The 23,831-nt window shown below is 34.4% G+C and carries 26 protein-coding genes and 1 tRNA gene; 10 read left to right on the top strand and 17 right to left on the bottom strand.

Translation table 11 applies throughout. The features are described 5' to 3' along the window. Window positions 1-13: 13 nt before the first annotated feature. Together ACGLWY_RS02670 and ACGLWY_RS02665 are read left to right on the top strand one after the other, a co-directional pair. Window positions 14-391 carry a Na(+)-translocating NADH-quinone reductase subunit F gene (locus tag ACGLWY_RS02670; protein ID WP_396618619.1) on the top strand — a complete coding sequence of 126 codons (378 nt, stop codon included), beginning with the start codon at window positions 14-16 and terminating at the stop codon, window positions 389-391. A 189-nt stretch (window positions 392-580) separates the two neighbouring features. Beyond that, window positions 581-1,555: an FAD:protein FMN transferase gene (locus ACGLWY_RS02665; protein ID WP_396618122.1), complete on the top strand. Its 975-nt coding sequence runs from the start codon at window positions 581-583 to the stop codon at window positions 1,553-1,555. Window position 1,556: 1 nt separating this feature from the next. Here ACGLWY_RS02665 and ACGLWY_RS02660 read toward each other — a convergent pair whose 3' ends face one another. The 5 genes from ACGLWY_RS02660 to gpmI form a co-directional block, all read right to left on the bottom strand. Then, window positions 1,557-2,345 carry a class I SAM-dependent methyltransferase gene (locus tag ACGLWY_RS02660; RefSeq protein WP_396618121.1) on the bottom strand — a complete coding sequence of 263 codons (789 nt, stop codon included), beginning with the start codon at window positions 2,343-2,345 and terminating at the stop codon, window positions 1,557-1,559. After that, window positions 2,342-2,671, bottom strand: a complete 330-nt coding sequence (locus ACGLWY_RS02655; protein ID WP_396618120.1) for a GxxExxY protein — start codon at window positions 2,669-2,671, stop codon at window positions 2,342-2,344. Before ACGLWY_RS02655 ends, ACGLWY_RS02660 begins: the two co-directional genes overlap by 4 nt. A 38-nt stretch (window positions 2,672-2,709) precedes the next feature. Then, on the bottom strand, window positions 2,710-3,528 hold the full coding sequence (gene map, locus ACGLWY_RS02650; RefSeq protein ID WP_396618119.1) for a type I methionyl aminopeptidase: 819 nt from the start codon (window positions 3,526-3,528) through the stop codon (window positions 2,710-2,712). 77 nt (window positions 3,529-3,605) lie between these two features. After that, window positions 3,606-4,010, bottom strand: a complete 405-nt coding sequence (locus tag ACGLWY_RS02645; protein WP_396618118.1) for a BT0820 family HAD-type phosphatase — start codon at window positions 4,008-4,010, stop codon at window positions 3,606-3,608. 60 nt (window positions 4,011-4,070) lie between these two features. Beyond that, on the bottom strand, window positions 4,071-5,588 hold the full coding sequence (gene gpmI, locus ACGLWY_RS02640; protein ID WP_396618117.1) for a 2,3-bisphosphoglycerate-independent phosphoglycerate mutase: 1,518 nt from the start codon (window positions 5,586-5,588) through the stop codon (window positions 4,071-4,073). 249 nt (window positions 5,589-5,837) lie between these two features. Here gpmI and ACGLWY_RS02635 point away from each other — a divergent pair, with 249 nt between their 5' ends. Beyond that, the gene (locus tag ACGLWY_RS02635) at window positions 5,838-6,227 is read left to right on the top strand and encodes an ankyrin repeat domain-containing protein (RefSeq protein WP_396618116.1); all 390 of its coding nucleotides are present in this window, start codon (window positions 5,838-5,840) and stop codon (window positions 6,225-6,227) included. A gap of 221 nt (window positions 6,228-6,448) precedes the next feature. Here the strand turns inward: ACGLWY_RS02635 and ACGLWY_RS02630 are convergent, their stop codons facing one another. Both ACGLWY_RS02630 and ACGLWY_RS02625 read right to left on the bottom strand, forming a co-directional pair. After that, window positions 6,449-7,234: a M48 family metalloprotease gene (locus tag ACGLWY_RS02630; protein ID WP_396618115.1), complete on the bottom strand. Its 786-nt coding sequence runs from the start codon at window positions 7,232-7,234 to the stop codon at window positions 6,449-6,451. A 215-nt stretch (window positions 7,235-7,449) separates the two neighbouring features. Next, window positions 7,450-7,920, bottom strand: coding sequence for a GNAT family N-acetyltransferase (locus tag ACGLWY_RS02625; RefSeq protein ID WP_396618114.1), 471 nt, complete (start codon window positions 7,918-7,920; stop codon window positions 7,450-7,452). Window positions 7,921-7,985: 65 nt separating this feature from the next. Between ACGLWY_RS02625 and ACGLWY_RS02620 the strand changes: the two genes are divergently transcribed. Together ACGLWY_RS02620 and ACGLWY_RS02615 are read left to right on the top strand one after the other, a co-directional pair. Next, a complete protein-coding gene (locus ACGLWY_RS02620) occupies window positions 7,986-8,411 on the top strand; it encodes a GNAT family N-acetyltransferase (RefSeq protein ID WP_396618113.1) in 426 nt (141 codons plus the stop codon). A gap of 49 nt (window positions 8,412-8,460) precedes the next feature. Further along, window positions 8,461-8,533: transfer RNA gene (locus tag ACGLWY_RS02615), tRNA-Gly, on the top strand. 439 nt (window positions 8,534-8,972) lie between these two features. Here ACGLWY_RS02615 and pepE read toward each other — a convergent pair. Beyond that, window positions 8,973-9,680, bottom strand: coding sequence for a dipeptidase PepE (gene pepE, locus ACGLWY_RS02610; RefSeq protein ID WP_396618112.1), 708 nt, complete (start codon window positions 9,678-9,680; stop codon window positions 8,973-8,975). A 109-nt stretch (window positions 9,681-9,789) separates the two neighbouring features. Between pepE and ACGLWY_RS02605 the strand changes: the two genes are divergently transcribed. From ACGLWY_RS02605 to ACGLWY_RS02585, 5 genes are all read left to right on the top strand, one after another. Then, window positions 9,790-10,596, top strand: coding sequence for a hypothetical protein (locus ACGLWY_RS02605; RefSeq protein WP_396618111.1), 807 nt, complete (start codon window positions 9,790-9,792; stop codon window positions 10,594-10,596). A gap of 103 nt (window positions 10,597-10,699) precedes the next feature. Beyond that, complete coding sequence (locus ACGLWY_RS02600) at window positions 10,700-11,470, top strand: hypothetical protein (protein WP_396618110.1); 771 nt, start codon at window positions 10,700-10,702, stop codon at window positions 11,468-11,470. Window positions 11,471-11,548: 78 nt separating this feature from the next. Further along, window positions 11,549-12,043, top strand: coding sequence for a DUF6702 family protein (locus ACGLWY_RS02595; protein WP_396618109.1), 495 nt, complete (start codon window positions 11,549-11,551; stop codon window positions 12,041-12,043). A 110-nt stretch (window positions 12,044-12,153) separates the two neighbouring features. After that, on the top strand, window positions 12,154-14,460 hold the full coding sequence (locus ACGLWY_RS02590) for a M1 family metallopeptidase (RefSeq protein WP_396618108.1): 2,307 nt from the start codon (window positions 12,154-12,156) through the stop codon (window positions 14,458-14,460). A 95-nt stretch (window positions 14,461-14,555) separates the two neighbouring features. After that, a complete protein-coding gene (locus ACGLWY_RS02585) occupies window positions 14,556-14,843 on the top strand; it encodes a twin-arginine translocase TatA/TatE family subunit (RefSeq protein ID WP_117172729.1) in 288 nt (95 codons plus the stop codon). A 61-nt stretch (window positions 14,844-14,904) separates the two neighbouring features. On the opposite strand, the gene ACGLWY_RS02580 is transcribed toward ACGLWY_RS02585, so the two are convergent. The 9 genes from ACGLWY_RS02580 to kynU all read right to left on the bottom strand — a co-directional run bounded on the left by ACGLWY_RS02580 (window position 14,905) and on the right by kynU (window position 23,801). Further along, window positions 14,905-15,546, bottom strand: a complete 642-nt coding sequence (locus tag ACGLWY_RS02580) for an O-methyltransferase (protein WP_396618107.1) — start codon at window positions 15,544-15,546, stop codon at window positions 14,905-14,907. Between the two features lie 84 nt (window positions 15,547-15,630). Then, complete coding sequence (locus ACGLWY_RS02575; protein ID WP_396618106.1) at window positions 15,631-15,861, bottom strand: GIY-YIG nuclease family protein; 231 nt, start codon at window positions 15,859-15,861, stop codon at window positions 15,631-15,633. A 90-nt stretch (window positions 15,862-15,951) separates the two neighbouring features. Next, on the bottom strand, window positions 15,952-17,037 hold the full coding sequence (locus ACGLWY_RS02570) for an amidohydrolase family protein (RefSeq protein WP_396618105.1): 1,086 nt from the start codon (window positions 17,035-17,037) through the stop codon (window positions 15,952-15,954). Window positions 17,038-17,211: 174 nt separating this feature from the next. Next, window positions 17,212-17,733, bottom strand: coding sequence for a 3-hydroxyanthranilate 3,4-dioxygenase (locus tag ACGLWY_RS02565; protein ID WP_396618104.1), 522 nt, complete (start codon window positions 17,731-17,733; stop codon window positions 17,212-17,214). A 162-nt stretch (window positions 17,734-17,895) separates the two neighbouring features. After that, window positions 17,896-18,678, bottom strand: coding sequence for an SDR family oxidoreductase (locus ACGLWY_RS02560; RefSeq protein ID WP_396618103.1), 783 nt, complete (start codon window positions 18,676-18,678; stop codon window positions 17,896-17,898). Window positions 18,679-18,732: 54 nt separating this feature from the next. Then, the gene (locus ACGLWY_RS02555) at window positions 18,733-20,172 is read right to left on the bottom strand and encodes an aldehyde dehydrogenase (RefSeq protein ID WP_396618102.1); all 1,440 of its coding nucleotides are present in this window, start codon (window positions 20,170-20,172) and stop codon (window positions 18,733-18,735) included. 86 nt (window positions 20,173-20,258) lie between these two features. Continuing rightward, complete coding sequence (locus ACGLWY_RS02550) at window positions 20,259-20,660, bottom strand: RidA family protein (RefSeq protein WP_396618101.1); 402 nt, start codon at window positions 20,658-20,660, stop codon at window positions 20,259-20,261. A gap of 158 nt (window positions 20,661-20,818) precedes the next feature. After that, the gene (locus ACGLWY_RS02545; protein ID WP_396618100.1) at window positions 20,819-22,246 is read right to left on the bottom strand and encodes an FAD-dependent oxidoreductase; all 1,428 of its coding nucleotides are present in this window, start codon (window positions 22,244-22,246) and stop codon (window positions 20,819-20,821) included. Window positions 22,247-22,529: 283 nt separating this feature from the next. Beyond that, a complete protein-coding gene (kynU, locus tag ACGLWY_RS02540) occupies window positions 22,530-23,801 on the bottom strand; it encodes a kynureninase (protein WP_396618099.1) in 1,272 nt (423 codons plus the stop codon). Between the last annotated feature and the right edge of the window lie 30 nt (window positions 23,802-23,831).

Raw genomic sequence — 23,831 nt, 5'->3', positions numbered from 1 at the left:
ATATTTTTGTAGTATGAGTAAAGCACTTACAGAACAAGAGTTACACAACTTAGCTATGAATCATGTTGGTAAAGATTTGGAACAACGCGGTTTCGAGTTTATAGCTATAAACAGTAAACTAAAAAAACACCCGCAATTTGTTTGTATAGATAAAAATAAACAATATTATTTTGTCATTGTTAGAGCTGTAATTTTACCAGACAATCCTAATAATTATGATGTTGTTTGGATGGAAGCCTTTAAAAAACATGCCAGAGAAAAAGACGCCAAAGTGCTTTATGCCGGTGTTGGTATCGGTAATGTAGCTGGCGAAAAGCATCCTATTTATCTAAATGAGGAGTATTTGCTTGAATATAATGGCATACAAGTTTTAGAAACTAATTTGAACTAGTGATTAAGAATATGAAATCGCATTCAAAGGCTTATTTGTTGTAAACACCAATGAATAAAAGTGATACCATATATGACCGCTAAGAAATTTATGTTAGATATATGAAATACCCAAAATGGTACACACACACACGAAGATGACTATTCAGGGTGTCCCATCTGACAAAATTAAAGCAATGAATATAAACAGATGAAAATAATATACAGCTTACTCTTATTTGTTTTTGTGTTTTCTTGTAAACAAGAGGCTGTAAATACAAAACTTTCAGGCCCCGTTTTTGGCACTAGTTATTCTATAATTTATGATTCTGAAATTAATTACCAATCGCAGATAGATAGTTTGTTCTATGTGATAAATAAATCGATGTCTACTTATCAAACAAATTCTGATATTTCTAAACTAAACAGAAACGAAGATAGTCTTGTAGACATCCATTTCATTAAGGTTTTTGAAACTTCAAAAGTAATCTATAAGCAAACAAATGGTGTTTTTGACCCTACTATTGGTGCGGTTGTAAACGCATGGGATTTTGGTCCAGAAGGCAAAATTATCAATTTGGATAGTTTAAAAATTGATAGCTTAATGATGTCGGTTGGTTTGGGTAAAGTAAAACGATATGGTAATAAAATTATAAAACCAGCAGGAACTTTTATTGATTTTAATGCCATTGCAAAAGGCTATGGGGTAGATGTTATTGGCGAATTTTTAGAAAGCAAGAACATAAAAAACTATTTGGTTGAGATAGGTGGTGAAATACGAGCCAAAGGAGAAAATACAGAAAAACAAGCACCTTGGAAAATTGGAATTGAAATGCCTCACTTTGATGGTGAGCAATCCATTCTAAAAGCTATTGAGGTGAATAATGAAGCTATGGCAACTTCGGGAACGTACAGGAAGTTTAAAGTAGACGCAGAAGGTAACCGTTACGCACATATTATAGATGCCAAAACAGGTTACCCAAGTAAAACCAACTTGTTAAGTATTTCTGTTATTGCTAGCGATTGTATGACTGCCGATGCCTATGCGACAGCATTTAAAGCCATGGGCATTGAAAAAGTAAAGGCTTTTTTAAAATCGCATCCCGAGCTGAAAGTGTTTTTTATTTTTGAAAATGATGAAAAGGTGTTGGAAACTATGGCTTTAAATGGGTTTCCAGAAATGTAAACTATTTATAGACAATAGGAATTATTTCCCCTTTTGCTAAACAGTAGGTTTCTATCGCTTCCGCAGAAAGTGTTGCTGTATAGTCAACCGCTTCAACCTTAAAGCCGATATCTCTTAACTTGTCAAAATAATCACGCCCATAAACCCGTACATGGTCGTATTGTCCAAATATTTTAGCACGTTCTTTCTTATCGGTTATCGAGTTGTCTTCAAAAGTTGTTTCTCTATTTAAATCTTGAGGAATTTGAAAAATCCCCATACCACCAACTTTCATTACTCTATACAATTCTTGCATCGCCTTTGTGTCATCTGGAATGTGTTCTAAAACATGATTGCAAAGAATCACATCATAGGTATTGTCTTGAAAAGGTAGATTGCAAATATCGGCTTTAACGTCAGCAATTGGAGATAGTAAGTCTGTTGTAGTATAGTCTAAATTTTTCAGCTTTCTAAAGCGTTTTAAAAAGCATTGTTCTGGAGCAAAATGAAGCACTTTTTTTCTCTGTGCTGAACTTGTTTCAGTATCTGCTGAAAAAAAATCGGTTTCGTTTTTTAAATATAGCCATAATAACCTGTGACGTTCTAAACTTAAAGTTGAAGGTGATAAGACATTATTGCGTTGTTTACCGTAACCGTAAGGTAAAAAGCTTCTAAAGGATTTCCCGTCAATAGGATCTGTAAAAGTATTGCCTTTTAAGAAGAAAGCTAAAACAGGACGTGCTATGTAGCTTAACCTAATTAGTATAGGTCTTGGAACTAAATTTAAAATGAACTTGAAGAGTTTTTTCATGAGTTGTTACACAAAGATTCACAAGGAAAAAGAGTTTCACAGAGAGTTAATCGGTATCGTTTATGAATCTTTTTATCCCGTTTTTTAACAGTCTTTGATTCAATAACAATTAAGTTTTCTACAAGCAAATCAATCCTATAACCATGGTCTAACTTAATGTCTTTATAAATGATAGGTTGTGTTACTTCTTTTTTAACGGAATAACCCATTTCAGTCAATTCATAATGCAAACAATTTCGATAAGCGGATTCTAACAAGCCAGGACCTAAATTTTTGTGAACTTCAATTGCTGCACCTATGATTTCCCCAGTTAATTTATCTTCCATATTTCTCTGCGAAACTCCGTGAATTCTCTGTGTGCTAGCTAAAGTACTAATGCCTTCTGTCTAAACTCATTTTCTTCATCGCTTTCAATACCTAAAGCTTCATAAATATAAGAAAAGGTTGAAAGTAGTTCTGGTTTTCCATCCACTATGGCAACATCATGTTCAAAATGTGCACTTGGTTTATTGTCTAAAGTAGTAATGGTCCAACCGTCGTTATGCTGTTTAATACGGTGCGTTCCCATATTAATCATGGGTTCAATGGCAACTACCATGCCTTCCACAAACTTTTTACCACGACCGCGTTTGCCGTAATTTGGCATTTCGGGGTCTTCATGCATTTTTCGACCCAAACCATGACCAACTAATTCCCTAACAACACCATAACCGTGGTCTTCACAATATTTTTGTATGGCATAGCCAACATCGCCTACACGATTGTTTACTTTAAATTCGCGAATACCAACATACAAGGATTCTTTAGTAACTTGAAGTAGTTTTTCGGTTTCGGGGTCTATGGCTCCAACAGCAAATGTATAAGCATGATCACCATAAAAACCATTTTTTAAAGCACCACAATCTATAGAAATAATATCGCCTTCTACCAAAGGTATGTTATTCGGAATACCGTGTACCACTTGGGTGTTCGGACTCATGCAAAGGGTGTTTGGAAAATCATACAATCCTAAAAAACCGGGGATTGCCCCGTGATCTCTAATACAGGTTTCTGCAATTTTATCAAGTTGTAAAGTGGTAACACCTGGTTTGATGGATTTTGCAACTTCACCTAATGTTTTCGATACGATTAAAGCACTTTCGCGCATTAATTCTATTTCTTCTTTTGTTTTTACTATAATCATACTTAAAAAATAATGGCAAAGATACTTAAAATACTGGTATTGGCTTTTTATTGATGGTAGCGGTTTTTTTGATGTGTTTATTTGAAAAAACTAAAAAGACTTTTCTTCTTTTCAGGGAGTGGTGGATTGGTATTGGTTAGCATTTGATAAATTTCTCCCCAGCCTAAAAAACCACCAATATTTCTATCATCTATAAATAAGTCGGCATGAATTTTTCTACTTACGTTATCATTGAATGTTTCTTCAGGGAAACTTTTATTTACTGCATAAAAATGCACGCCGTTTTCTTCGCAAAAACGTACGGCTTCGTCTAATCTTGAACCATTTCTGTAAGTCCATAAAATTAGACGATGCCCTTGTTCTTGAAGTTTTTTCAGCGTTTCAAAAGCAAACATCATTGGTTTTCCTATTTTAGGATAGACGTCTTCAACTATGGTGCCATCAAAATCAACGGCAATAATTAAGTGTTCGGTAAATTTCATTTAAATCATAATACATTTGGGTTTAATGCAAAAGTACAATAATTTATTTTCTAAATACCCCTATACTAAAGCGTGTTGCGTCATAGCCTCAGGTTGTTCTACACCAATTAGCTTTAAAATAGTTGGAGCTACATCTCCCAAAACACCATCTTCAATAGATTTTAAATCCTTATCAATTAAAATGATGGGAACAGGGTTTGTTGTGTGTGCTGTATTTGGCGTGCCATCTGGGTTTATCATGGTTTCACAGTTTCCGTGGTCGGCAATAAGTAGGGTAGTATAGCCATTTTCAAGAGCTGTGGTCACTACGTCTTTTACGCATACATCTACGGCTTCACAAGCTTTAATAGCAGCTTCCATAACACCTGTATGCCCGACCATATCTCCATTAGCAAAATTTAAACACACAAAATCTACTTCACCTTTTTGAAGTTCGGGGATTAAGGCATCTCGTAGTTCGTAAGCACTCATTTCAGGTTTTAAATCGTAGGTGGCCACTTTTGGAGAGTTTCGTAAAATGCGGGTTTCGCCTTTAAAAGGTTCTTCGCGTCCACCAGAGAAAAAGAAAGTAACATGTGGGTATTTTTCGGTTTCTGCTATACGGATTTGTTTTTTGTTGTATTTTTCTAAAACCTCACCTAAGGTTTCAGTTAAATTATCTTTATTGAAAATGACGTTTACATTTTTATAGGTATCGTCGTAATTTGTAAGCGTTACATAATGCAAGTTTAATTTATGCATGTTTTGTTCATGAAAATCTTGTTGTGATAAGGCTTCGGTTAGTTCTCTACCACGGTCTGTTCTAAAATTAAAAAAGATAACAACATCACCATCTTTAATTTTTGCAACAGGTTCACCTGCTTTATCGACCATAATGATTGGTTTGATAAACTCATCGGTAACATCATTTTCGTAATTATTTTGAACTGTTTTTGTAACGTTAGTCGATTTTTCTCCAATACTATTCACTAAAGCATCATAGGCAAGTTTTACACGTTCCCAACGTTTATCTCTATCCATCGCATAATAACGTCCTGTTACGGTTGCCAATTTGGTATTGGTGTTTTCTAAATGATTTTCTAATGCCGTTAAAAAACCAAATCCAGATTTTGGATCCACATCACGACCATCTGTAAAGGCATGAATGTATGTGTTCTTAAGACCAAAATCGTTGGCAGCATCAATCAATCCAAATAAATGCTTTATGTGCGAGTGTACACCGCCATCACTTAATAAGCCTAAAAAATGAACATCTTTATTATTGGTTTTAGCATAGTTAAAGGCATCCACCAATACTTTTTCGTTATTTAAAGTTTTGTTTTTAACAGCTAAATTAACTTTAACCAAATCTTGATACACAATTCTGCCAGCACCTAAATTCATGTGGCCGACTTCGCTATTTCCCATTTGTCCTTCTGGTAAACCAACATGTAAACCATCGGTTCTTAAAGTAGCGAAAGGGTATTTTTTATATAAAGAATCTATGAAAGGTGTATTTGCATGATCGATAGCTGAAACTTTAGGATCTGGAGAGTTTCCCCAACCGTCAAGTATCATTAAGATGACTTTTTTATTCATTGTTTTTAACATTTTTAACTGAACCCAAAGATACTGAAGTTTGGTAGAATACGATTGAAAAACTAATTGAAAAACACTGGAAAACTTCATTTTTAAAAGAAACTTAAAAAATATGAAATCCGTTAAAAATATGTGAATTAAACGTTAAAAATCTGTTATAAACTATTTTTTGTGTAACGGATAGCAGTTTCCGTCGTCTCTTTAATATATCAAAAAACGAATCATTAATCAAATTAAAAATCTTTCATCATGAAAAAAACAATCATTTTTTCTGCAATCGCATTATGTTTCTCTATGGGAACTGTTCATGCAAAAACAGCCAATTTAAACGTTGAAAATTACAGCGTAGTACCCGTTTTCAAAGTAAATTCATTTTGTGTTTCTATTGCTAAAGGCGATATAGAAACTGTTAAAAAATTATTGTCGTTAGGCGAAGATGTAAATCAGAAATCTAACGGTATGACTCCAGTTATGTATGCTGCTAAATACAACAGAACTGAAATTTTAGAACTTTTAATTGCTAAAGGAGCCAATTTGAAAGCAAAATCTGATAAAAAAATGACGGCAGCTGACTATGCAGAATTACATGGTGCTACCGATGCTTATGCTATTATTGAGCAAGCATTATCAAAAAAATAATTAGATCTTTTTGTGAACTCATTTTGACTTTTTGTTTTTAACCGAAAATGAGATAAAATTCGTACAAATGAGACGCTTTTTTTGTAAGACATAGTATCGTTACACATAAAAAAGTAACGAAATATGGATAAATTTTAGTCATTCCTGCCTGCCGGCCGGCAGGTTTTAGGAAATAGAAAAAGCAAGATGAGTTCTAGATAATTATTTTGAGTTAGTCACTCTTAAAAACCCTGTATTTCAGGGTTTTTTTTGTATTTGGAAATAGCCTCTTTAATTTTTTCTATTCTATTGTCTGGATCTGGGTGGGTGCTTTGAAATTCAGGAATTCTATTGGGCCCTGCGGCAGCTTTTAAAATTTCCATAACACCGATCATTTCTTCTGGGTTATAGCCAGCTTTAATCATAAAAAGCACACCTAAATCATCACTTTCCAATTCGTCATCCCTACCGTTTGTAAGTAGGGTGTTTTGTCCAATACCTGCTACCATTTCGCCCATATCGGCACCAACAGAGCCTGCGGTTGCTAAGCCTTGCCAATAGTCGCTTTCTGCGATGCGTTCGGCACTATGCCTGCCTAAAACATGCCCAATTTCATGCCCTAAAACGCCTGCGAGCTGGTCTTCGTTTTCCAATTTCGAAAATAAAGCATACGTAATAAAAACTTGTCCTCCAGGAAGCGCAAAAGCATTTATGGTATTAGGGTCAGCCAATAAATGAAATTCATATTTGTAAGGTGTTTGTTTCGCAATGCTATTATTAATTAATTTGTTGCCAACATTATCGACAAAAGCCTGATATTCGTTATTAGGGTATAAACCACCGTGTTGTTGTGCCATTTGTGGAGCACTTTGTAACCCAATAGCAATTTCTTCATCCGAACTCATTGAAATGGTTTGGGTTCTTCCGGTATAGGGATTTACTTCTTGTTGGCTACATCTTTTAAATACGAAAAAGAGCGCAATGGCAGCACCAATTAATAGTCTAATCTTCAGGTTTTTGCTTCTCATTTTTTTTTGCTTCTTAAAAAAAATAAAATTACTAAGAAACTGTTTAAATTTTATCTAAAAGCCATTTTTTGTTTCTTTTTGACCCATATTTCGTTGAATTTTTTTTCTAATAGCTCTGCTATTAAAAAAAATCCGCCTCATCTGATCCAAAAATAATTCAAAAAAGCATCAATAAACAAAACTTAAACAGTTTCTAAAATAGTTTGTGGTTTTATCTATAATTTTTTCCACATCACGTAATGCAAACCAATATCTTTAATGTTAAAAGGTTCCCCAATGATTTCATATCCCATTTTTTTGTAGAAGTTCAGGGCTTTTTCTCTGGCATTGCACCAAATAACGTTTGTGTTTTTTTCCTTTAATAAGGTTTCTCCATAATTTAAAATCTTGTTGCCTAATCCTTTATTTTGATAGGTGTTTAAAACAGCCATTCCTCTAAGTTGGTATTGAAATTCTTCGGTAAGTAATTGGTGATTACATTTAAAAAAAGAACAAACACCTATTAATTTTTTGTCTATAAAAACACCCAAATGAAAAGTCGAGCTTAAATTATCACCATCAAAAATGCAAGATTCAATAGGTTTGTCATTTCGTAAAACAGGATGTCTAATGGTGTAAGCTTCTGTTGCAGATATGTGTTTTATTATGTAATTCAAGTTTTGATACAAATAGGTTATGTCAAACATAAACAAAATTATGTTTTTGATGTATTGAACAGTCTAAAATATTTATATTCACATAAAAAATTGCGATGTCTTTTGTGTTTAAAATTATTGAAAAAGATGAGATTTACACTATAGTTCCTTTGGTTGAAAAACTGAACGATTATAAAGTGCCTTCAAGTGTTTTAATAGAGCGGTTTTCTGAAATGGTAAATCAAAATTATGAATGTGCAGGTATTTATGATGAAAGCAAAATAATTGGCATTTGTGGGTTATGGTTTTGTACAAGGCATTATTCAGGTAAAAGCGTAGAAATAGATCATGTGTATATAGAAGATGCTTATAGAGGAAAAGGTTTAGGTAAAGCATTTTTTAAATGGATTTATAATTATGCTAAATTAAATGGCTGTGAATCAATCGAATTGAATACTTATGTAAGTAACCATGCTTCACATAAATTTTATTACAATGAAGGCTTTAAGATTTTAGGCTATCATTTTTTAAAAAAGCTATAACTTTTTCTTGCTACTTAAGAAACTGTTTTTATATATTTGCGTCAGAATTGCGGGAGTAGCTCAGTTGGTAGAGCGTCAGCCTTCCAAGCTGAATGTCGCCGGTTCGAACCCGGTCTCCCGCTCTAAAAGCTTCACTTAAACGGTGAGGCTTTTTTTTTGCTGAGTTTGTGGTCATTAAAAGAGTAGGGTGAGAAGTTTATCCTGAGCGCAGACGAAGGGAACCCGGTCTCCCGCTCTAAAAGTTTCACTTAAACGGTGAGGCTTTTTTTTTGCTGAGTTTGTGGTTATTAAAAGGGCTCAAGATAAAAAGTTGTGGGATTTAGACTTTAAGCAAAAATATTAGAGAGTCTAAAAAGGAAGAAGAAGTTTACCCTGAACGCAGATTTGGGAATATTTAGTTCCCGGCATGCTACCTCTAGCATAACTTAACTCTACAGCTTTTCTTTTAAATTCTGAACTGTAATCTCTCTTTTTTTCTCATAGATCTTAAATTTTAAAATCCACTAAGATAGTTCCGCTTCTTTATATCCACGCTAATATAGTAAGTTCACCCTAATGATACTATTTTAAATGATTCAATTGGGTTTCTGATTCAACTTCGTAAGGTGTTTTGTTGTATTCAAAAATACGGGCGGTTAGCGTTCCTTTTAGAATTATGGAATGATCTTTTACCAGCAACCAACTACCTTCGCGCAGACCAACTACCGGTGGGGTATTGTAGTGGTGAAACTCTTTTATTCTGGTTTCTCTGGTTTCACCCATGTGGGTACTGTTGGTATCGGGATCTAAATAATGTGGGTTGATATTGAAAGGTACAAACGCCAAGGCATTGAAACTTGGTGGGTATATAATGGGCATATCGTTAGTGGTTTTTATGGTGAGACCACAAATATTGCTTCCAGCGCTGGTTCCTAAATAGGGCGTACCATTTTTTATAGCGGTTTGAAGTGCTTCAATTAAATTGTTTTTATATAGTTGACTGGTCAAAACAAAGGTATTGCCACCTCCAACAAATATGGCTTCGGCAGTTTTTATGGCTTCCATAGGGTTTTCAAATTTATGGATGCCTTTTACGGTTTTATTAATTTTCACGAAGGCTTCCTCTGCTTTTTTTGTATAGTCATCGTGTGAAATACCACTTGGTCTTGCATAGGGAATAAACAAAATAGTCTTGGCGTTTTTAAAAAACAGGGTTAATTCGGGCAAAATATATTCTAAATAACCACTTCCATGAACGGTTGACGTACTAGCTATAATTATGTTTTTCATTAAGTTGTTAAATTTGTTTTGTAAAGTTAGACCTTTGAAGGTTTTTACAAAATATTATTAGGATCTAGTTCCAGAATTAGTTATTAAGAACTATTTTTAAAGAAAAAACATGAAAAAAATTATATTTTTATTTACGTTGTTGGTTGGTTTTCAGGTAATATCGCAGGATATAAAGCGGATTAAGGTTAATGGAAAACTAATTGTCGAAAGTAGCGATATTTCTGGAATAACTATTTTTAACAAATCGTCAAATACTGCCGCTATAACAGATGAAAATGGCGAGTTTGTTATAACGGTTGGTTTAAATGATTTTATAGAGGTTAGCGCATTGCAATTCCAAAATATCAATTTTTATGTTAGCGAGGCTATTCTCAAGTCAAAATCCATGAAAATTTTTTTAATTGAAGAAATTAATAGGCTAGATGAAGTTATTGTAAAGACAAAGGGTTTGTCGGGAGATTTAGTAACAGATATAAAATCAACTAAAACATTTAGTCCAAAATTGGATGCCTTGTATTTTGGTATTAAGCATAGTGACGCATATGATTTCAAAACCGATTATAAATCGACAGTAAGTAATACAGCCATGAACTCTCAGAGGCAAACAATGATTAATGGGCTTAATATCGTTAATGTTGTCGATCAATTGTTGATTCCCTTATTTAGATCGGGAGTTAAAAATAAAAAGGATTTAGGAGTTCCAGAAGTTCCTGTGGAAGCAATAAAATATTATTTTGCTTCAGAGTTCTTGGTTGATAATTTTGATATTCCTAAGCATAGGGTTGAAGAGTTTATTAGGTATGTTGAAAACGAAAATTTCGATTTTTCATTACTTAATTATGGAAAGGAAATGGAGTTTTTACAATTGCTTTATGATAAAAGTTTAAAGTTTTTGGATATTATAGAAAACAAATAGTTGTTTTTTTTAGATTAAATATTAACACTTTAACAAAAGTTTAAAATGGTTTTTCATTTTATTTAAGAGTTTGTGTACGTTATTTATCGGCCAAACCATAAATATGCCAACTATCAGATTTAGTATTTTTGCTTTTCTTTTTTTGTGCCAAGCTGCTTTTTCGCAATCCGTAGAAATTTCGGGGAAAGTAGATAGTAAAATTGATGTAGAAAATATTCACGTTATAAATAAAACTGCGCAAGTTTTTACCATAACAAATAGCAAAGGGGAATTTAAAATTTCAGCCAGTTTGAATGACACCATAATGTTTTCATCTATACAGCACCAACCAAAAATGGTGGTTGTAGATAAAAACATGGTGTTGTTTAAAGCCATTAAGATTACTTTAGATGAGCAAGTTAACGAGTTGGACGAGGTAATTGTTGGTAGAGTACTTACTGGAAATTTACTTTCTGACATTAAAAATGTAAAAGGCGATGCACCTATTAACTTTTACGATGTTGGCATTCCGGGATATACAGGGAAACCAGCAACACAAAGTGAACGACGGCTGAATGAAGCAACCACGGGAGCAGGTTTTATACCTTTAAACCCCATTTTAAATGCCATTTCAGGAAGAACAAAAATGTTAAAAAACAGAGTTAAACTTGAAGAGAGAGAGGTATTGATGCAAAATATAAAAGGAAGATTGTCAAAAGATTTTTTTATATCAAACCCTTTAGATGAAGCATTAAAAATGGATTTCTTCTATTTCTGTGCTGATGATGAAAACTTTATTAAATACTGCAAAAACGAAACCGATTTTAAGATATTAATATTCTTAAGGCATAAGTATAAGCAGTACATGGAGAATTTGAAACTAAATGGACAATGATTTTTTGGAATACTTTTTGAAACAACCATTGTAAAATAATTACTTTAGCAAAAAAAACAAATACGTAAAAAGACTTATATGAAACGCCTGTTAATACTATTAATAGTTCCCTTTTTTGCATTTGTTGCCATTCATAAGTATTATATAAGCGTTACTCAAATAGACTATATACAAAACAAGCAATCGGTACAAATCACAACAAGGATATTTATTGACGATTTAGAAAAGCTATTGCGGGAGCGTTACGATGAAACCATAACTTTAGCAAGTGTAAACGAGCCTAGTACTACAGATTTATATATTGAACGCTACTTAAATGAAAAAATAAAAATAAAAATTAATAATAAAGAAGCAAGTCTGTCTTTTATAGGAAAAGAATATGATGTAGATCTTGTTAAATGTTATTTGGAAATTGAGGGCGTTAAAGAAATCGAATCTTTCGAAATTAGTAACGAGGTGCTATTCGATTTGTATAGCGACCAGCAAAACATCATTAAAACAAAAATTAATTCACAGCAAAAAAGCGTTATTCTTATTCCTCAAAACCGTAGTGCCTTGTTAAAATTCAACTAAAAAAAAGTTAATTATTTAAAAATCCTCAGCATTTCGGCTTTTTTTATGCAAATTAGCGCGCTAATATTGTATATAACTAAAATTTATCTATTTATACATAAAATTAAATCATGCTAAAACGTAATTATTATTTTATTTCTGTTTTTTTTATTTCTATAGCTGTATTTGCTCAAGATAATGGAAGTACAGAACGCAAACCAGGGCATACCAATACCAATAAATTTAGGCAATTGTATGATGAGTTTTCAACACCAAACATGTATCGATCGGCCTCAGGTGCACCAGGTGCAGCATACTACCAACAACAAGCCGATTACAAAATGAATGTCGTTTTAGATGATAAAAACATGAAACTTTCTGGTTTTGAAACTATTACTTATTCTAATAATTCACCAGACGATTTAAAGTATTTGTGGGTTCAGTTAGATCAAAATAAGCGTGCTAAAGATTCTAAAAGCCCTTTAATAGAAGAGAGTAGTGTGACCCAAGTTAAAAAACCGGAAGATTTTGTTAAAGATTACTTGACAGATCCGTTTGATGGCGGTTTTAATATTGAAGAAGTAAAAGATGCTAGTGGTAATGCGCTTCAATATACTATTAATAGTACCATGATGCGTGTTGAATTGCCTAAAGTATTAAAGGCTGGGGAAAAAATATCATTCTCTATAAAATGGTGGTATAATGTAAATAACCATGTAACCAACAGAGCGCGTTCTGGTTATGAATATTTTGAAAAAGATGGCAATAGAGCGTATATTATTGCACAATTTTTCCCAAGAATGGCAGTGTATAATGATGTAGAGGGGTGGCAAAATTCGCAATTCTGGGGACGCGACGAATTTGCGCTTCCTTTTGGTAATTACGAAGTAAACATTACTGTGCCTGCAGATCATATTTTAGATGGAACAGGGGAGTTGATAAACAGAAAAGAGGTGTTTACCAAAACCATGATGGATCGTTACGAGCTGGCAAAAAAGACATACGATAAACCTGTTTTAATTGTAACACAAGCTGAAGCTGAAGCTGCTGAAAAAAGCTTTTCAGAGAAAACAAAAACGTGGAAATTAAAAGCAGAAAACGTACGCGATTTTGCTTTTGCAACATCAAGAAAGTTTATTTGGGATATGATGGCTGTTAAAATTGGCAATAAAGATGTTATGGCCGTGTCCATGTATCCTAAAGAAGGAAATCCACTTTGGGAAGACTGGTCAACTAGAGTTGTGGCAAGTACTTTAGGATCATATTCTAAGATGACATTCGATTACCCATACCATAAAGCCATTTCCGTGCATGCAAAAAACCAAGGGATGGAATATCCTATGATTTGCTGGAATTATGGTCGTCCAGACGAAGATGGCAAATACAGTGACCGTGTTAAGTATGGTATGATGGGTGTGATAGTCCATGAAGTAGGGCATAACTTTTTTCCAATGATAGTAAATAGCGACGAACGTCAATGGACTTGGATGGACGAAGGTTTAAACACTTTTGTTCAATATGTTGCAGAACAAGAATTTGGAGAAAAATATCCTTCAGCATTATCGTCAGAAGACAGAACATTCCCTTCGGATCGCGGCCCTGCTCGTATGATAGTACCTTATATGGGAGGTGACCAAGATTTTATTGCCCCTATTATGAGCAAAGGTCTTAATGTATATCAATTTGGAAATAATGCTTATGGTAAACCAGCTACCGCATTAAATATTCTTAGAGAAACCATAATGGGGCACGAGTTGTTCGATTATGCATTTAAAGAATATTCGCATCGTTGGATGTTTAAGCACCCAACACCAGAAGATTTTTTTAGAACCATGGAAGATGCCTCTGCAATGGATTTAGATTGGTTTTGGAGAGGTTGGTTTTACACCACCGATTGGGTAGATATAGGTGTTAAAGAAGTGAAAAAATACTATGTATCATCAGAACCTAACCAATATATTAAGGAGTATTTAGAAAAAAATGGTCGGACAGTAAAAGACCTTATTCCTTTGGTTTATATGGTTGAAGATGGAAGTGATGATTATAAAGAAGAACTAAAAAATGGCACACTGTTAGATAATTCTAAACCACTTAAGGAATATTTAATGGATAATTTTACAGAAGCTGAACGTAAAAATATCAAAACACCAAAATATTTTTACAACATCACATTTAATAAACCAGGAGGTCTTGTCATGCCAATCATTGTTAAGTATACCTATGCAGACGGTACTTCGAAAAAGGAAACATATCCTGCTGAAGTATGGCGCTTAAACGATAATGAAGTAAGTAAAGCGATTGCTTCAGAAAAAGAAATTACGGCCATTGAAATTGATCCTGATTTAGAAACTGCCGATATAGATGTTTCCAATAATTCTTGGCCAAAAACAGATGTTTTAACTGAGTTTGATACCTTTAAAGAGAAAATTAAAGGATAATAATTAATAAAAAAGCCAACTAAAAGTTGGCTTTTTTTATTTTATTTAACGTCGTAATTTTTAAAAGTATTCAAACAACTTCCTATATTTGTATCGTGATACTACAAGCTACATTTTTATTTATCAGTGGTGCAGAAATAGCCTTTATACTATTTATTGTCATCATGGTTTTTGGTGCCGATAAGTTGCCTGAAATAGCTCGTAATTTGGGTAAAGGCATGCGTACACTTAAAGATGCCACTAACGATATTAAGCACGAGATAACCAAAAGTGCTGAAAAAAATGGCATTGACACCAGTATTGTTTCCGATGTTAAAAAGGAATTGGATAGTGTCAAAGACGATTTAGGAGATTTTACAGGTTCTGTAAAAAGAAAATTATAAATTTCATTCTAATTTATTTGTGCGTTACCATAGCTTTCAATCCCTAACGTATTTAAAGCTATTAAAGTTTCCTGCTAATTGTCAATCCATCTCTAATAGGCAATAAAACCGTTTCAATTCTTGGGTCTTCTTTTAAAAGTTTATTATACTCTAAAACAGCTTTTGTTGAAGCATCTTTAGGATCTAGAGGTTCTACTACTTTTCCGTGCCACAATACATTATCCGATAAAATAATACCATTAGGGTTTAGTTTATCAATAATTAAATGAAAGTAATTAACGTAGTTAGGCTTATCGGCATCAATAAAAATCAAATCAAACGTTTTTTTAAGTTTCGGAATAATATCCAAGGCATTACCCAAATGCTGGAATATTTGGTGTCCATATTCAGACTTGTCAAAGTATTTCCTTTGAAAATCTACCAATTCCTCATTAATATCAATGGTATGGATTTCGCCATCTTTTTGCAAACCTTCAGCTAAACACAAGGTTGCATAACCCGTAAACGTGCCTAATTCTAATATAGCGTTTGGATTAGTTAATTTTGAAATCATACTCAATATACGTCCTTGGTACGGACCGCTAAGCATGATGGGTTGTAATATTTTTTGATAGGTTTCGCGCGTTAATTGTTGTAATAATTCTGGCTCAGCTTCAGAATGTGCTACTATATAATTGTCTAGTTCTTCAGGTAAAAAGTGCATAAAAAGTTGTAAAAATAGTTTGATGGTTTGTCAGGTCGAGCGCAGTCGATATCTATTCGGTATTTGGATTATATTTTGAATGAGTTACATTTCTACACTCAGTAGAATTTGTAACATATTATATTCTTCATTAGTTAATGCATTTTCTTTTTTGAGCTCCAAATTTTTTATCTTCTTTTCAAAATATATAGCTTGATTTGCATCATTGAATTTTTGATAAAAAATTAACTCTAAAGGTTTTCGTTTATAAGTAAAACAAGTTTTATTCCATCCTTTTTGGTGTTTTTCAATTCGTCTTGAAATATTATTGGTCATCCCAGTATAAGTTAGACCATTTTAATATTTAATATATAAACAAAATATGATTTCATAATAAACCTCTCGACTGCGCTCGGGGGGGGACATTTAACTAATGATTCTATTTATTAATTTTTGTTTCGCTGTTTCATCATCGCCACACAGCCATTGTATAACATTATCTTGCCAAATAGCATCGCGTTCAGCTTCAGTTAAAATGTTTTGTTCTATGGCCAAATCTAATATTTTTCCGGGATATGACGATTGTTTGGCACTTTCCATTTCTCCTAAAGGATACGGGTCGTCTAAACCCATTAAAACTTGTTTAGAGCCTTGGTTTTTAATTAGTAATTGTAAGCCACCAGTATCGTGTACCAAGGTATCGAAAAAAATGTTTTTATGCCCAACGGCTTTTCTTGGGTGGTGTTTGCCTTCAAATAAATCGGGTCTACCATCAAACCCTTGAATGCGTCTTCCTAAATTAATTTGGGCCAATTGACCACCATGTGCAAAACAAGTTCGCATGTTGGGGTATTTTTCTTGATAACCATTCAAGGTTAAAAAATGGTACGCATCAGCACATTGTGCCAACATCCAAATAAGATGAAAACGCCACGACGTATTTTCCAGCTTAATGAATTTTTCACCATCATACGGATGAATTTCAACTGCTAAATTGTATTTATTGGCCAATTCAAAAATAGGCTCGTTTTCTTCGTCAAAAATACAACGCCAGGTTCCAATGGTATCCATAAAATGCGTTGGTAGGCAAAGTAGTTGCATGCCATGGGTTTCAACACAGCGTTCAATTTCCCAACAAGCACTGCGTACAAAACCAGGATGTACAACAAATCCGCAAGTAAATTTACTTGGATTTTCGTGTTGGATACGTGCATTAAAATCGTTTTGAAAACGTAATGCTTGTTTCATTTCCTCAACACGCAATCCATTCCCATAAAGCTGAGATAGGTTTAAAACCACGGCATGGTCTATATTGTAGCGCGTCATCCATTCTAATTTTTCATTTAAAAAAAAACTAGAATCCGTTACAGGTCGGCTCCAATCTTTTTGAAGCATAAACTTTCTGTCTTTGTCAACCCAAAAAATGCCTTTTTCACGCATGAAATCTGGAATTTCTTCTGGATATGGCAGTAGATGAGAATGACCGTTAATTCTTAATTTGCGTTTTTCCATTTTACTGTCATTGAGCGACTTTTACGTTGTAGCAATCTTTTACTGTTCTTTTAAGATTGTTTCGCCATACTTCCTTGTAACGACGAATATATTTAATATTTTCACTAATCACTAATCACTAATCACTAATCACTAATCACTAATCACTAATCACTAATCACTAATCACTAATCACTAATTTTTAGGCGGTTCCATAACGTAAGTACATTTGGTACAGGTACGTTTTTCCACATCGCTATAAAACTTATCAAAAATTTTAGGCATATCGGTTTCAATATTATCCAATTTAAATTTCTTTCTATATAGTAAATTGTTGCACTTTTCGCAGTACCACTCTAAGGCGTCTTTCATTTTTTTAGAACGCGGATACTCAATTACCAAACCAACCGTATTGGCAGCACGTTGTGGTGAATGTGGCACTTTTGCAGGTAACAAGTAAATGTCGCCTTCGTTTATATGGATGTCTTTTGGTGTATTTCCATCCATAATTTTTAATACCATATTACCTTCAACTTGATAGAAAAATTCAGGGGTTTTGTTGTAATGGTAATCCTTTCGGTTATTGGGGCCACCAACTACCATGACAATAAATTCACCATTTTTCCAAACTACTTTATTTCCAACGGGTGGTTTTAATAAATGGCGGTTTTCTTCAATCCAAGCTTTAAAATTTAAAGGAGAAACTAGTTTATTCATGTTTATATATTTTGGGCGTGTCTTTCCTGATAACAATCGGGAGGGTCGGATTTTATGTGCTATACGATAGCTTGCTTCAAACGAAAAGCATTCATGATTTCATTAATTTAGAAATAATAAACCAATAAGTCATCCTTCCACGCAGAATTATTAGTTATAAAGTTACAAACTTTTTGTTCTTCCACCATCAACAGGAATGTTAATTCCGTTAACATAACTAGCTGCTTCACTTGCTAAAAATGTAATAACGTTGGCGGTTTCTTCGGGTTGGGCAAACCGTTTTGCAGGACTGTAGCTTTTCATTATTTCGGTCATGTCTTCAACCGTAGCGCCTTCATGATTTGCTTTGATTTTAATGATTTCGGCTAAGCGTTCTGTATCGGTAAAACCAGGCAGTACATTATTTACGGTAATGCCAAAAGCACCTACTTCTATCGATAAGGTTTTGCTCCAATTTCCAACAGCACCTCTAATGGTATTGCTTACTCCAAGTCCTGGAATTGGCTCTTTAACAGATGTGGAAATAACGTTAATAATTCTTCCAAAGCCTTCCTCTTTCATAAACGGAATGGTGGCCTGCGCCAAAACGTGGTTACATTTTAAATGCATAATAAATGCATTGTCAAATTCATCTAAACTAGCGTTTAAAATATCGCCACTTCTTGGACCACCAGTGTTGTTTATAAGAATATGGAACCCGTGGTTTTCATCGATAAACTTTATTGTTTTCTCTTGAACATCTCGTGGGTTGGTAAAATCGGCTACAATAAAACTGTGGTTTTCGCTATTTGGTAATTCGGCTAAAGTTTGTTTTAGTTTATCTCTATTTCTAGCAACTAAAGTAACGTTTACACCTTCGTTTGCCAATGCTACGGCGGTTGCTTTTCCAATGCCTTGTGTGCTTCCACAAACTAAGGCGTTTTTGTTTTTTAGGTTTAGGTTCATAGTTTTATATTTTATTCCTTTTGAAGTGGGAATTTCATATTTAAATTTTGATTGTCAATATTTTATGCAAATGTTCTTAGCTTCAGTAAAAAAGCGTAATGCTTCAAAACCGCCTTCGCGACCCACTCCAGATGCTTTCATACCGCCAAAAGGCGTGCGTAAATCGCGAAGCATCCAAGTATTTACCCAAATAATACCAGCTTGCAGTTGGTTCGTTAATCTCATGGTGCGTTTTAAATTAGTGGTCCAAATGGTTGCCGAGAGGCCATATTTTACCGCATTTGCCATTTGTAAAACTTCGGTTTCTGTATTGAATGGCATCATGGTTACTACGGGTCCAAAAACTTCTTCTTGGTTTATTTTGCAATCGTTAGTATTTATTTCTATAACGGTTGGCGCTAAATAATAACCATTTTCATAATCTTTAATGACTATTTTGTTGCCGCCACATAAAACAATGCCGTTTTCTTTTTTAGCTATTTCAATATAGCTTAAAACTTTTTCTAAATGTTGTTTTGAAACCAAAGCGCCAACATCAGTAGTTTCGTTTGATGGATGCCCAACTTTAAGTTGTTTTACTTTTTCTATAAAATCTATTTTAAATTTTTTATAAATGGAAGCTTCTACAAAAATGCGGCTTCCGCACAAACAAATTTGTCCTTGATTTGAAAACGATGCGAGTACCGTTGTTTTTAGCATCTCATCATAATCACAATCTGAAAAAATAATGTTTGGGTTTTTTCCACCGAGTTCCAATGATAATTTTTTAAACAAGGGTGCCGCTATTTTGGCAATATGAATACCCGTTTTTGTGCCACCGGTAAAAGAAATGGCTTTAATATTAGGGTGCTCCACAATAGCTTGCCCAGTAGTAGAACCTAAACCGTGTACAATGTTCAAAACACCTTTGGGTAAGCCAGCTTCATTGCAAATATTTCCTAAAAGAAAGGCTGTCATAGGAGTGATTTCACTGGGTTTGGCAACGACACAATTTCCAGCAGCAATAGCTGGGGCAATTTTCCAGGTAAATAAGTAGAGGGGAAGGTTCCAAGGTGAAATACAACCTACAACCCCCATAGGTTGACGTAAGGTATAATTAATGGCATCATGTCCAATACTTTCGTGGCTTTCACTTGCAAATTGCGTAATGGCATTTCCGAAAAAGCGAAAATTATTAGCGGCTCTCGGTATGTCAACTGATTTTGCTAAACTAATGGGTTTGCCATTGTCCTTACTTTCAGTTTCTGCAAAGTGTTGTAAATTGGATTCTAGTAATTCTGAAATTTTAATTAAGATTCTGCTACGTTCATCTAAAGTGGTTTGTGACCAACTTGGAAAAGCGGATTTTGCTGCGATATAAGCATTTTCTACATCAACACTTGATGAATTAGGTATGTGTCCATAGACTTGTCCATTAGAAGGATTGTAATTGTCTAGCCAATTATTGTCAATTGGATCGTGGAATTTGCCGTTTATGTAGTTTTGGATTTTCATTTTCCTTTTTGTGAGTATCTTTTCTTGTGATTATTTTTCTAGGTATCAAAAGGATAATCATCAAGTTTATGAAGCTTTTTCATTCATTACAATTTTTTATAAGCCGTTACCTTAATCTCAACAACCAAATCGGGATGTGGTAATTGGTGTACTGCTACTGTTGTCCTAGTTGGTCCTGTTTCTTTGTTAAAAAAATCGGCATATACTTTATTATACCCAACAAAATCATTCATGTTTACTAAAAAAGTGGTCACGTCTACCACATCGTTTAAAGTTGCACCTTCGTTAGCTAGAATTTTTTGGATATTTAGCAACACTTCGCGGGTTTGGGTTTCTATATTTAGGTATTTTGTTCCCATATTGTCTATAATATCAACACCTGCAATAGAATTATCTGGTTGGCGAGAACTGGTACCAGATACAAAAATAAAATCTCCTGCTCGTTTTGTATGTGGGTACGCTCCCCGTGGTGTTACATTTTTACTCATGGTTTTCTTTTTTATACATTAAGGATTGCTCCTTGTTTAATAATTTTAAATTAATGAAATCGTGAATGCTTTACATTTACAGCGATATCCTTTTGCTTTTTCGTAAAAGATAAAGCGGAAAGCCTGATCCCGTTTTTCGGGGTAACGTCCAAATTATATTATGTCAATTCCGCAATTCTATCATCTTCAAGAATGGCTTCGGTTGCTTTTTTTATTTTTTCCAAAATAATTTTTAAGTCGCCATTTACATCTAATTCATTATCGGTTAGCATATTTAAAATGGCTTTGTCCTGTGCCCGACCACGCAACATGGCTTCTTTGTAACCTATGTGTTCATTAAAAGTTACTAGAGAATATTTTGAAGCGTATTCATTTGGGAAATGCTTCTCCAAAGCCATTTCCAAGTTACGTTTTTTTCTAAAAATAGCATGGTTTACATGTGTTTTCATTTCGTGAAAATTATCGATGGCTAAATCGGCAATGGCATCTGTATCTTTTTTTCGTGAGGCTTCGTAGGTTTTAAAAACGGTTTCCCAATCGCCTTTATGAGTGTCTAAAACTTTGTCGAATTCCACGACATCTTCAAAAGAAGCATTCATGCCTTGTCCATAAAACGGTACAATGGCATGGGCTGCATCTCCCATTAAAAGGGTGTTGCCTTTGTAATGCCAAGGGGAACATTTTACTGTGCCGAGGGGTGAAGTAGGGTTTTTTAAAAAATCTTCAACCAAGTTTGGCATCAATTCTAAAGCATCCTTAAAGTATTTACTAAAGAATTCTAAAATACGTTCTTTGGAGGTAAGATTGCTAAAGTTGTATGCACCTTCATCGTAGCTCAAAAAAAGTGTTACTGTAAAGCTGCCATCCAAATTAGGAAGTGCAATAAGCATAAAAGCGTCTCTTCCCCAAATGTGCAATGCGTTTTTGTGGGTTTTGTAACGGCCGTTTTCAGCAGGTAAAATGCTTAATTCTTTGTAGCCGTGAGACAAATAATCTTGCGAAAAGCTGAATAGGAATTTTTTTCCTAAATAGTAACTTTGTCGCATTATGGAACCAGCACCATCTGTGGCTATAATAATATCGGCATCTTCTATAAATTCATTTTTTGTTTCGTAGTCTTGAAATAATGCCGTGGTTTTTTCGAAGTCTACTGACTTGCATTTTTTGTTGAAGTAGATAGAAACATTTTTGTGCTTTTCGGCTTCGTCTAATAATAAGGCGTTAAGTTGGCCTCGTGAAATGGAGTTGATGTATTCGTGTTCGCGACCACTATAAGGTGCAAAAACGGTGTTGCCTTCTATGTCGTGAAGCATTCTTCCATTCATGGGAATGCAAAGAGCTTTTACCTTATCTTCTATACCAACCAATTTCATGGCTTTATTGCCTCTGTTTGAAAATGCCAGATTTATAGAACGCCCAGAATCCATATTTACTTTGCGTAAATCGGAACGTTTTTCGTAAACGGACACATTATAACCACGTTGCCCTAAGCGTAAGGCTAAGAGTGAGCCACAAAGTCCTGCGCCAATTATGAGTATGTTTTGTTGAGTCTCTCCTAAATCCTCTTTTTTGTTCTGTTTATTCATAGGGTTTTATTTGGTTGAGTGTAGTTGAGATTTTATTCATTATCCATTGGCTACACACAAGGTGACTTTTAGAGACTGTTTAAGTTTTATCCTTTGGCTCTTTTATGTGTCTTTTTCCGCCATGCTTCAGCTATTTTTCGGTCCATAGCTATGTATCTCTCCCTCGCGGCAGCTTGGCTCCTTCGCTAAAAAGGTCTCCCAGACCTTTTTTATACGCTCGGCCCTGTATGACAAAAAAATAGTCTATAAAATATTTCAAAAACAAAATTTAAACAGTCTCTTATTATTTGTTTAATATTTTCTTCAAACGTTCCATTAAATGATACACATCTTGAAACGAATTGTACAACGGAACAGGTGCACAGCGAATCACATTAGGTTCGCGCCAATCGGAAATGATGCCTGCTTCGGTTAATTTGTTATGCAATGATTTATTGGCGTTTTTTACGGCTATTGAAAGTTGGCAACCACGTTCTTGTGGGTTATTTGGTGTAATAATTCGAATGGTGTCGTCGTCCAATTGTTTTAATAAAAACTCAAAATAGCCTGTAAGTTTTTTAGATTTTTGAGTCAGTTTTTCAATGCCAACTTCATTGAAAAGTTCTAAAGACGCTTTTATAGCTGCCATCGATAAAATTGGAGGATTACTAAGTTGCCACCCTTCGGCACCAGATAATTGGCAGAACTCATCACGCATTTTAAAACGGGTTTCTTTATTGTGGCTCCACCAACCTGTAAACCGGTTGAGGTTTTTGTTATGTGCATGCCGTTCATGCACAAAACAACCGGCAATGCTTCCTGGGCCAGCGTTTAAATATTTATAGGTACACCAAGCTGCAAAATCGGCACCCGATTCGTGTAAATTGAGTGCTACATTGCCTGCGCCATGAGCACAGTCAAACCCCACCATGCATCCGTGTTTGTGACCAAGTTGTGTTATGCGTTTTAAATCAAAATACTGCCCTGTGTAATAGTTTACAGCGCCAATTAGAATAAGTGCAATCTCGTTGCCTTGTGTTTCTAATATAGCTTCTAAATCGTTGTAATCGGCTAATTCACCTCCTTGGTGCGCTTTCCAAAGAACCAATCCTTCTTTGTCATTAAACCCATGATGGCGTAATTGCGATTCTACCGCATATTTATCCGAAGGGAAAGCATCGGCTTCAATTAAAATTTTATAACGTGTTTTAGTGGGTTGGTAAAAAGACACCATCATAAAATGAAGATTTGCCGTTAAGGTATTCATAACTACCACTTCAATAGGTTTTGCGCCAACTATTTTTGCCATGTGTTCACCTAAAGATTCGTGGTAGTGCAACCATGGGTTTTTAGCTTTAAAATGGCCTTCCACACCCAAATTTGCCCAATCTTCAAGTTCTTGATTAACATAAGCTTTCGTTTGTTTGGGTTGTAGTCCGAGTGAATTACCTGTCATGTAAATACAATCATTTCCATCTTTGTCTTTTGGTATATGAAATTGATTTCTATATGACGATAATACATCTTTTTGATCTTGTTCTAAAGCAAAATCGAGTCCTAATTTATAGTTTGACAAGCTGGGTTTGTTTTTGGTTTCTAACAAAAA

This window comes from Mariniflexile sp. HMF6888 (assembly GCF_044335535.1).
GTDB lineage: Bacteria > Bacteroidota > Bacteroidia > Flavobacteriales > Flavobacteriaceae > Mariniflexile.
Note: the sequence above shows the minus strand (reverse complement) of the source record. Positions and strands in the feature narration are given on the sequence as shown.

Coding starts and splice junctions, on each gene's coding strand:
- ACGLWY_RS02670 (WP_396618619.1), top strand. CDS start 14: ATGAGTAAAGCACTTACAGAACAAGAGTTACACAACTTAGCTATGAAT.
- ACGLWY_RS02665 (WP_396618122.1), top strand. CDS start 581: ATGAAAATAATATACAGCTTACTCTTATTTGTTTTTGTGTTTTCTTGT.
- ACGLWY_RS02660 (WP_396618121.1), bottom strand. CDS start 2,345: ATGAAAAAACTCTTCAAGTTCATTTTAAATTTAGTTCCAAGACCTATA.
- ACGLWY_RS02655 (WP_396618120.1), bottom strand. CDS start 2,671: ATGGAAGATAAATTAACTGGGGAAATCATAGGTGCAGCAATTGAAGTT.
- map (WP_396618119.1), bottom strand. CDS start 3,528: ATGATTATAGTAAAAACAAAAGAAGAAATAGAATTAATGCGCGAAAGT.
- ACGLWY_RS02645 (WP_396618118.1), bottom strand. CDS start 4,010: ATGAAATTTACCGAACACTTAATTATTGCCGTTGATTTTGATGGCACC.
- gpmI (WP_396618117.1), bottom strand. CDS start 5,588: ATGAATAAAAAAGTCATCTTAATGATACTTGACGGTTGGGGAAACTCT.
- ACGLWY_RS02635 (WP_396618116.1), top strand. CDS start 5,838: ATGAAAAAAACAATCATTTTTTCTGCAATCGCATTATGTTTCTCTATG.
- ACGLWY_RS02630 (WP_396618115.1), bottom strand. CDS start 7,234: ATGAGAAGCAAAAACCTGAAGATTAGACTATTAATTGGTGCTGCCATT.
- ACGLWY_RS02625 (WP_396618114.1), bottom strand. CDS start 7,920: ATGTTTGACATAACCTATTTGTATCAAAACTTGAATTACATAATAAAA.
- ACGLWY_RS02620 (WP_396618113.1), top strand. CDS start 7,986: ATGTCTTTTGTGTTTAAAATTATTGAAAAAGATGAGATTTACACTATA.
- pepE (WP_396618112.1), bottom strand. CDS start 9,680: ATGAAAAACATAATTATAGCTAGTACGTCAACCGTTCATGGAAGTGGT.
- ACGLWY_RS02605 (WP_396618111.1), top strand. CDS start 9,790: ATGAAAAAAATTATATTTTTATTTACGTTGTTGGTTGGTTTTCAGGTA.
- ACGLWY_RS02600 (WP_396618110.1), top strand. CDS start 10,700: ATGCCAACTATCAGATTTAGTATTTTTGCTTTTCTTTTTTTGTGCCAA.
- ACGLWY_RS02595 (WP_396618109.1), top strand. CDS start 11,549: ATGAAACGCCTGTTAATACTATTAATAGTTCCCTTTTTTGCATTTGTT.
- ACGLWY_RS02590 (WP_396618108.1), top strand. CDS start 12,154: ATGCTAAAACGTAATTATTATTTTATTTCTGTTTTTTTTATTTCTATA.
- ACGLWY_RS02580 (WP_396618107.1), bottom strand. CDS start 15,546: ATGCACTTTTTACCTGAAGAACTAGACAATTATATAGTAGCACATTCT.
- ACGLWY_RS02575 (WP_396618106.1), bottom strand. CDS start 15,861: ATGACCAATAATATTTCAAGACGAATTGAAAAACACCAAAAAGGATGG.
- ACGLWY_RS02570 (WP_396618105.1), bottom strand. CDS start 17,037: ATGGAAAAACGCAAATTAAGAATTAACGGTCATTCTCATCTACTGCCA.
- ACGLWY_RS02565 (WP_396618104.1), bottom strand. CDS start 17,733: ATGAATAAACTAGTTTCTCCTTTAAATTTTAAAGCTTGGATTGAAGAA.
- ACGLWY_RS02560 (WP_396618103.1), bottom strand. CDS start 18,678: ATGAACCTAAACCTAAAAAACAAAAACGCCTTAGTTTGTGGAAGCACA.
- ACGLWY_RS02555 (WP_396618102.1), bottom strand. CDS start 20,172: ATGAAAATCCAAAACTACATAAACGGCAAATTCCACGATCCAATTGAC.
- ACGLWY_RS02550 (WP_396618101.1), bottom strand. CDS start 20,660: ATGAGTAAAAATGTAACACCACGGGGAGCGTACCCACATACAAAACGA.
- ACGLWY_RS02545 (WP_396618100.1), bottom strand. CDS start 22,246: ATGAATAAACAGAACAAAAAAGAGGATTTAGGAGAGACTCAACAAAAC.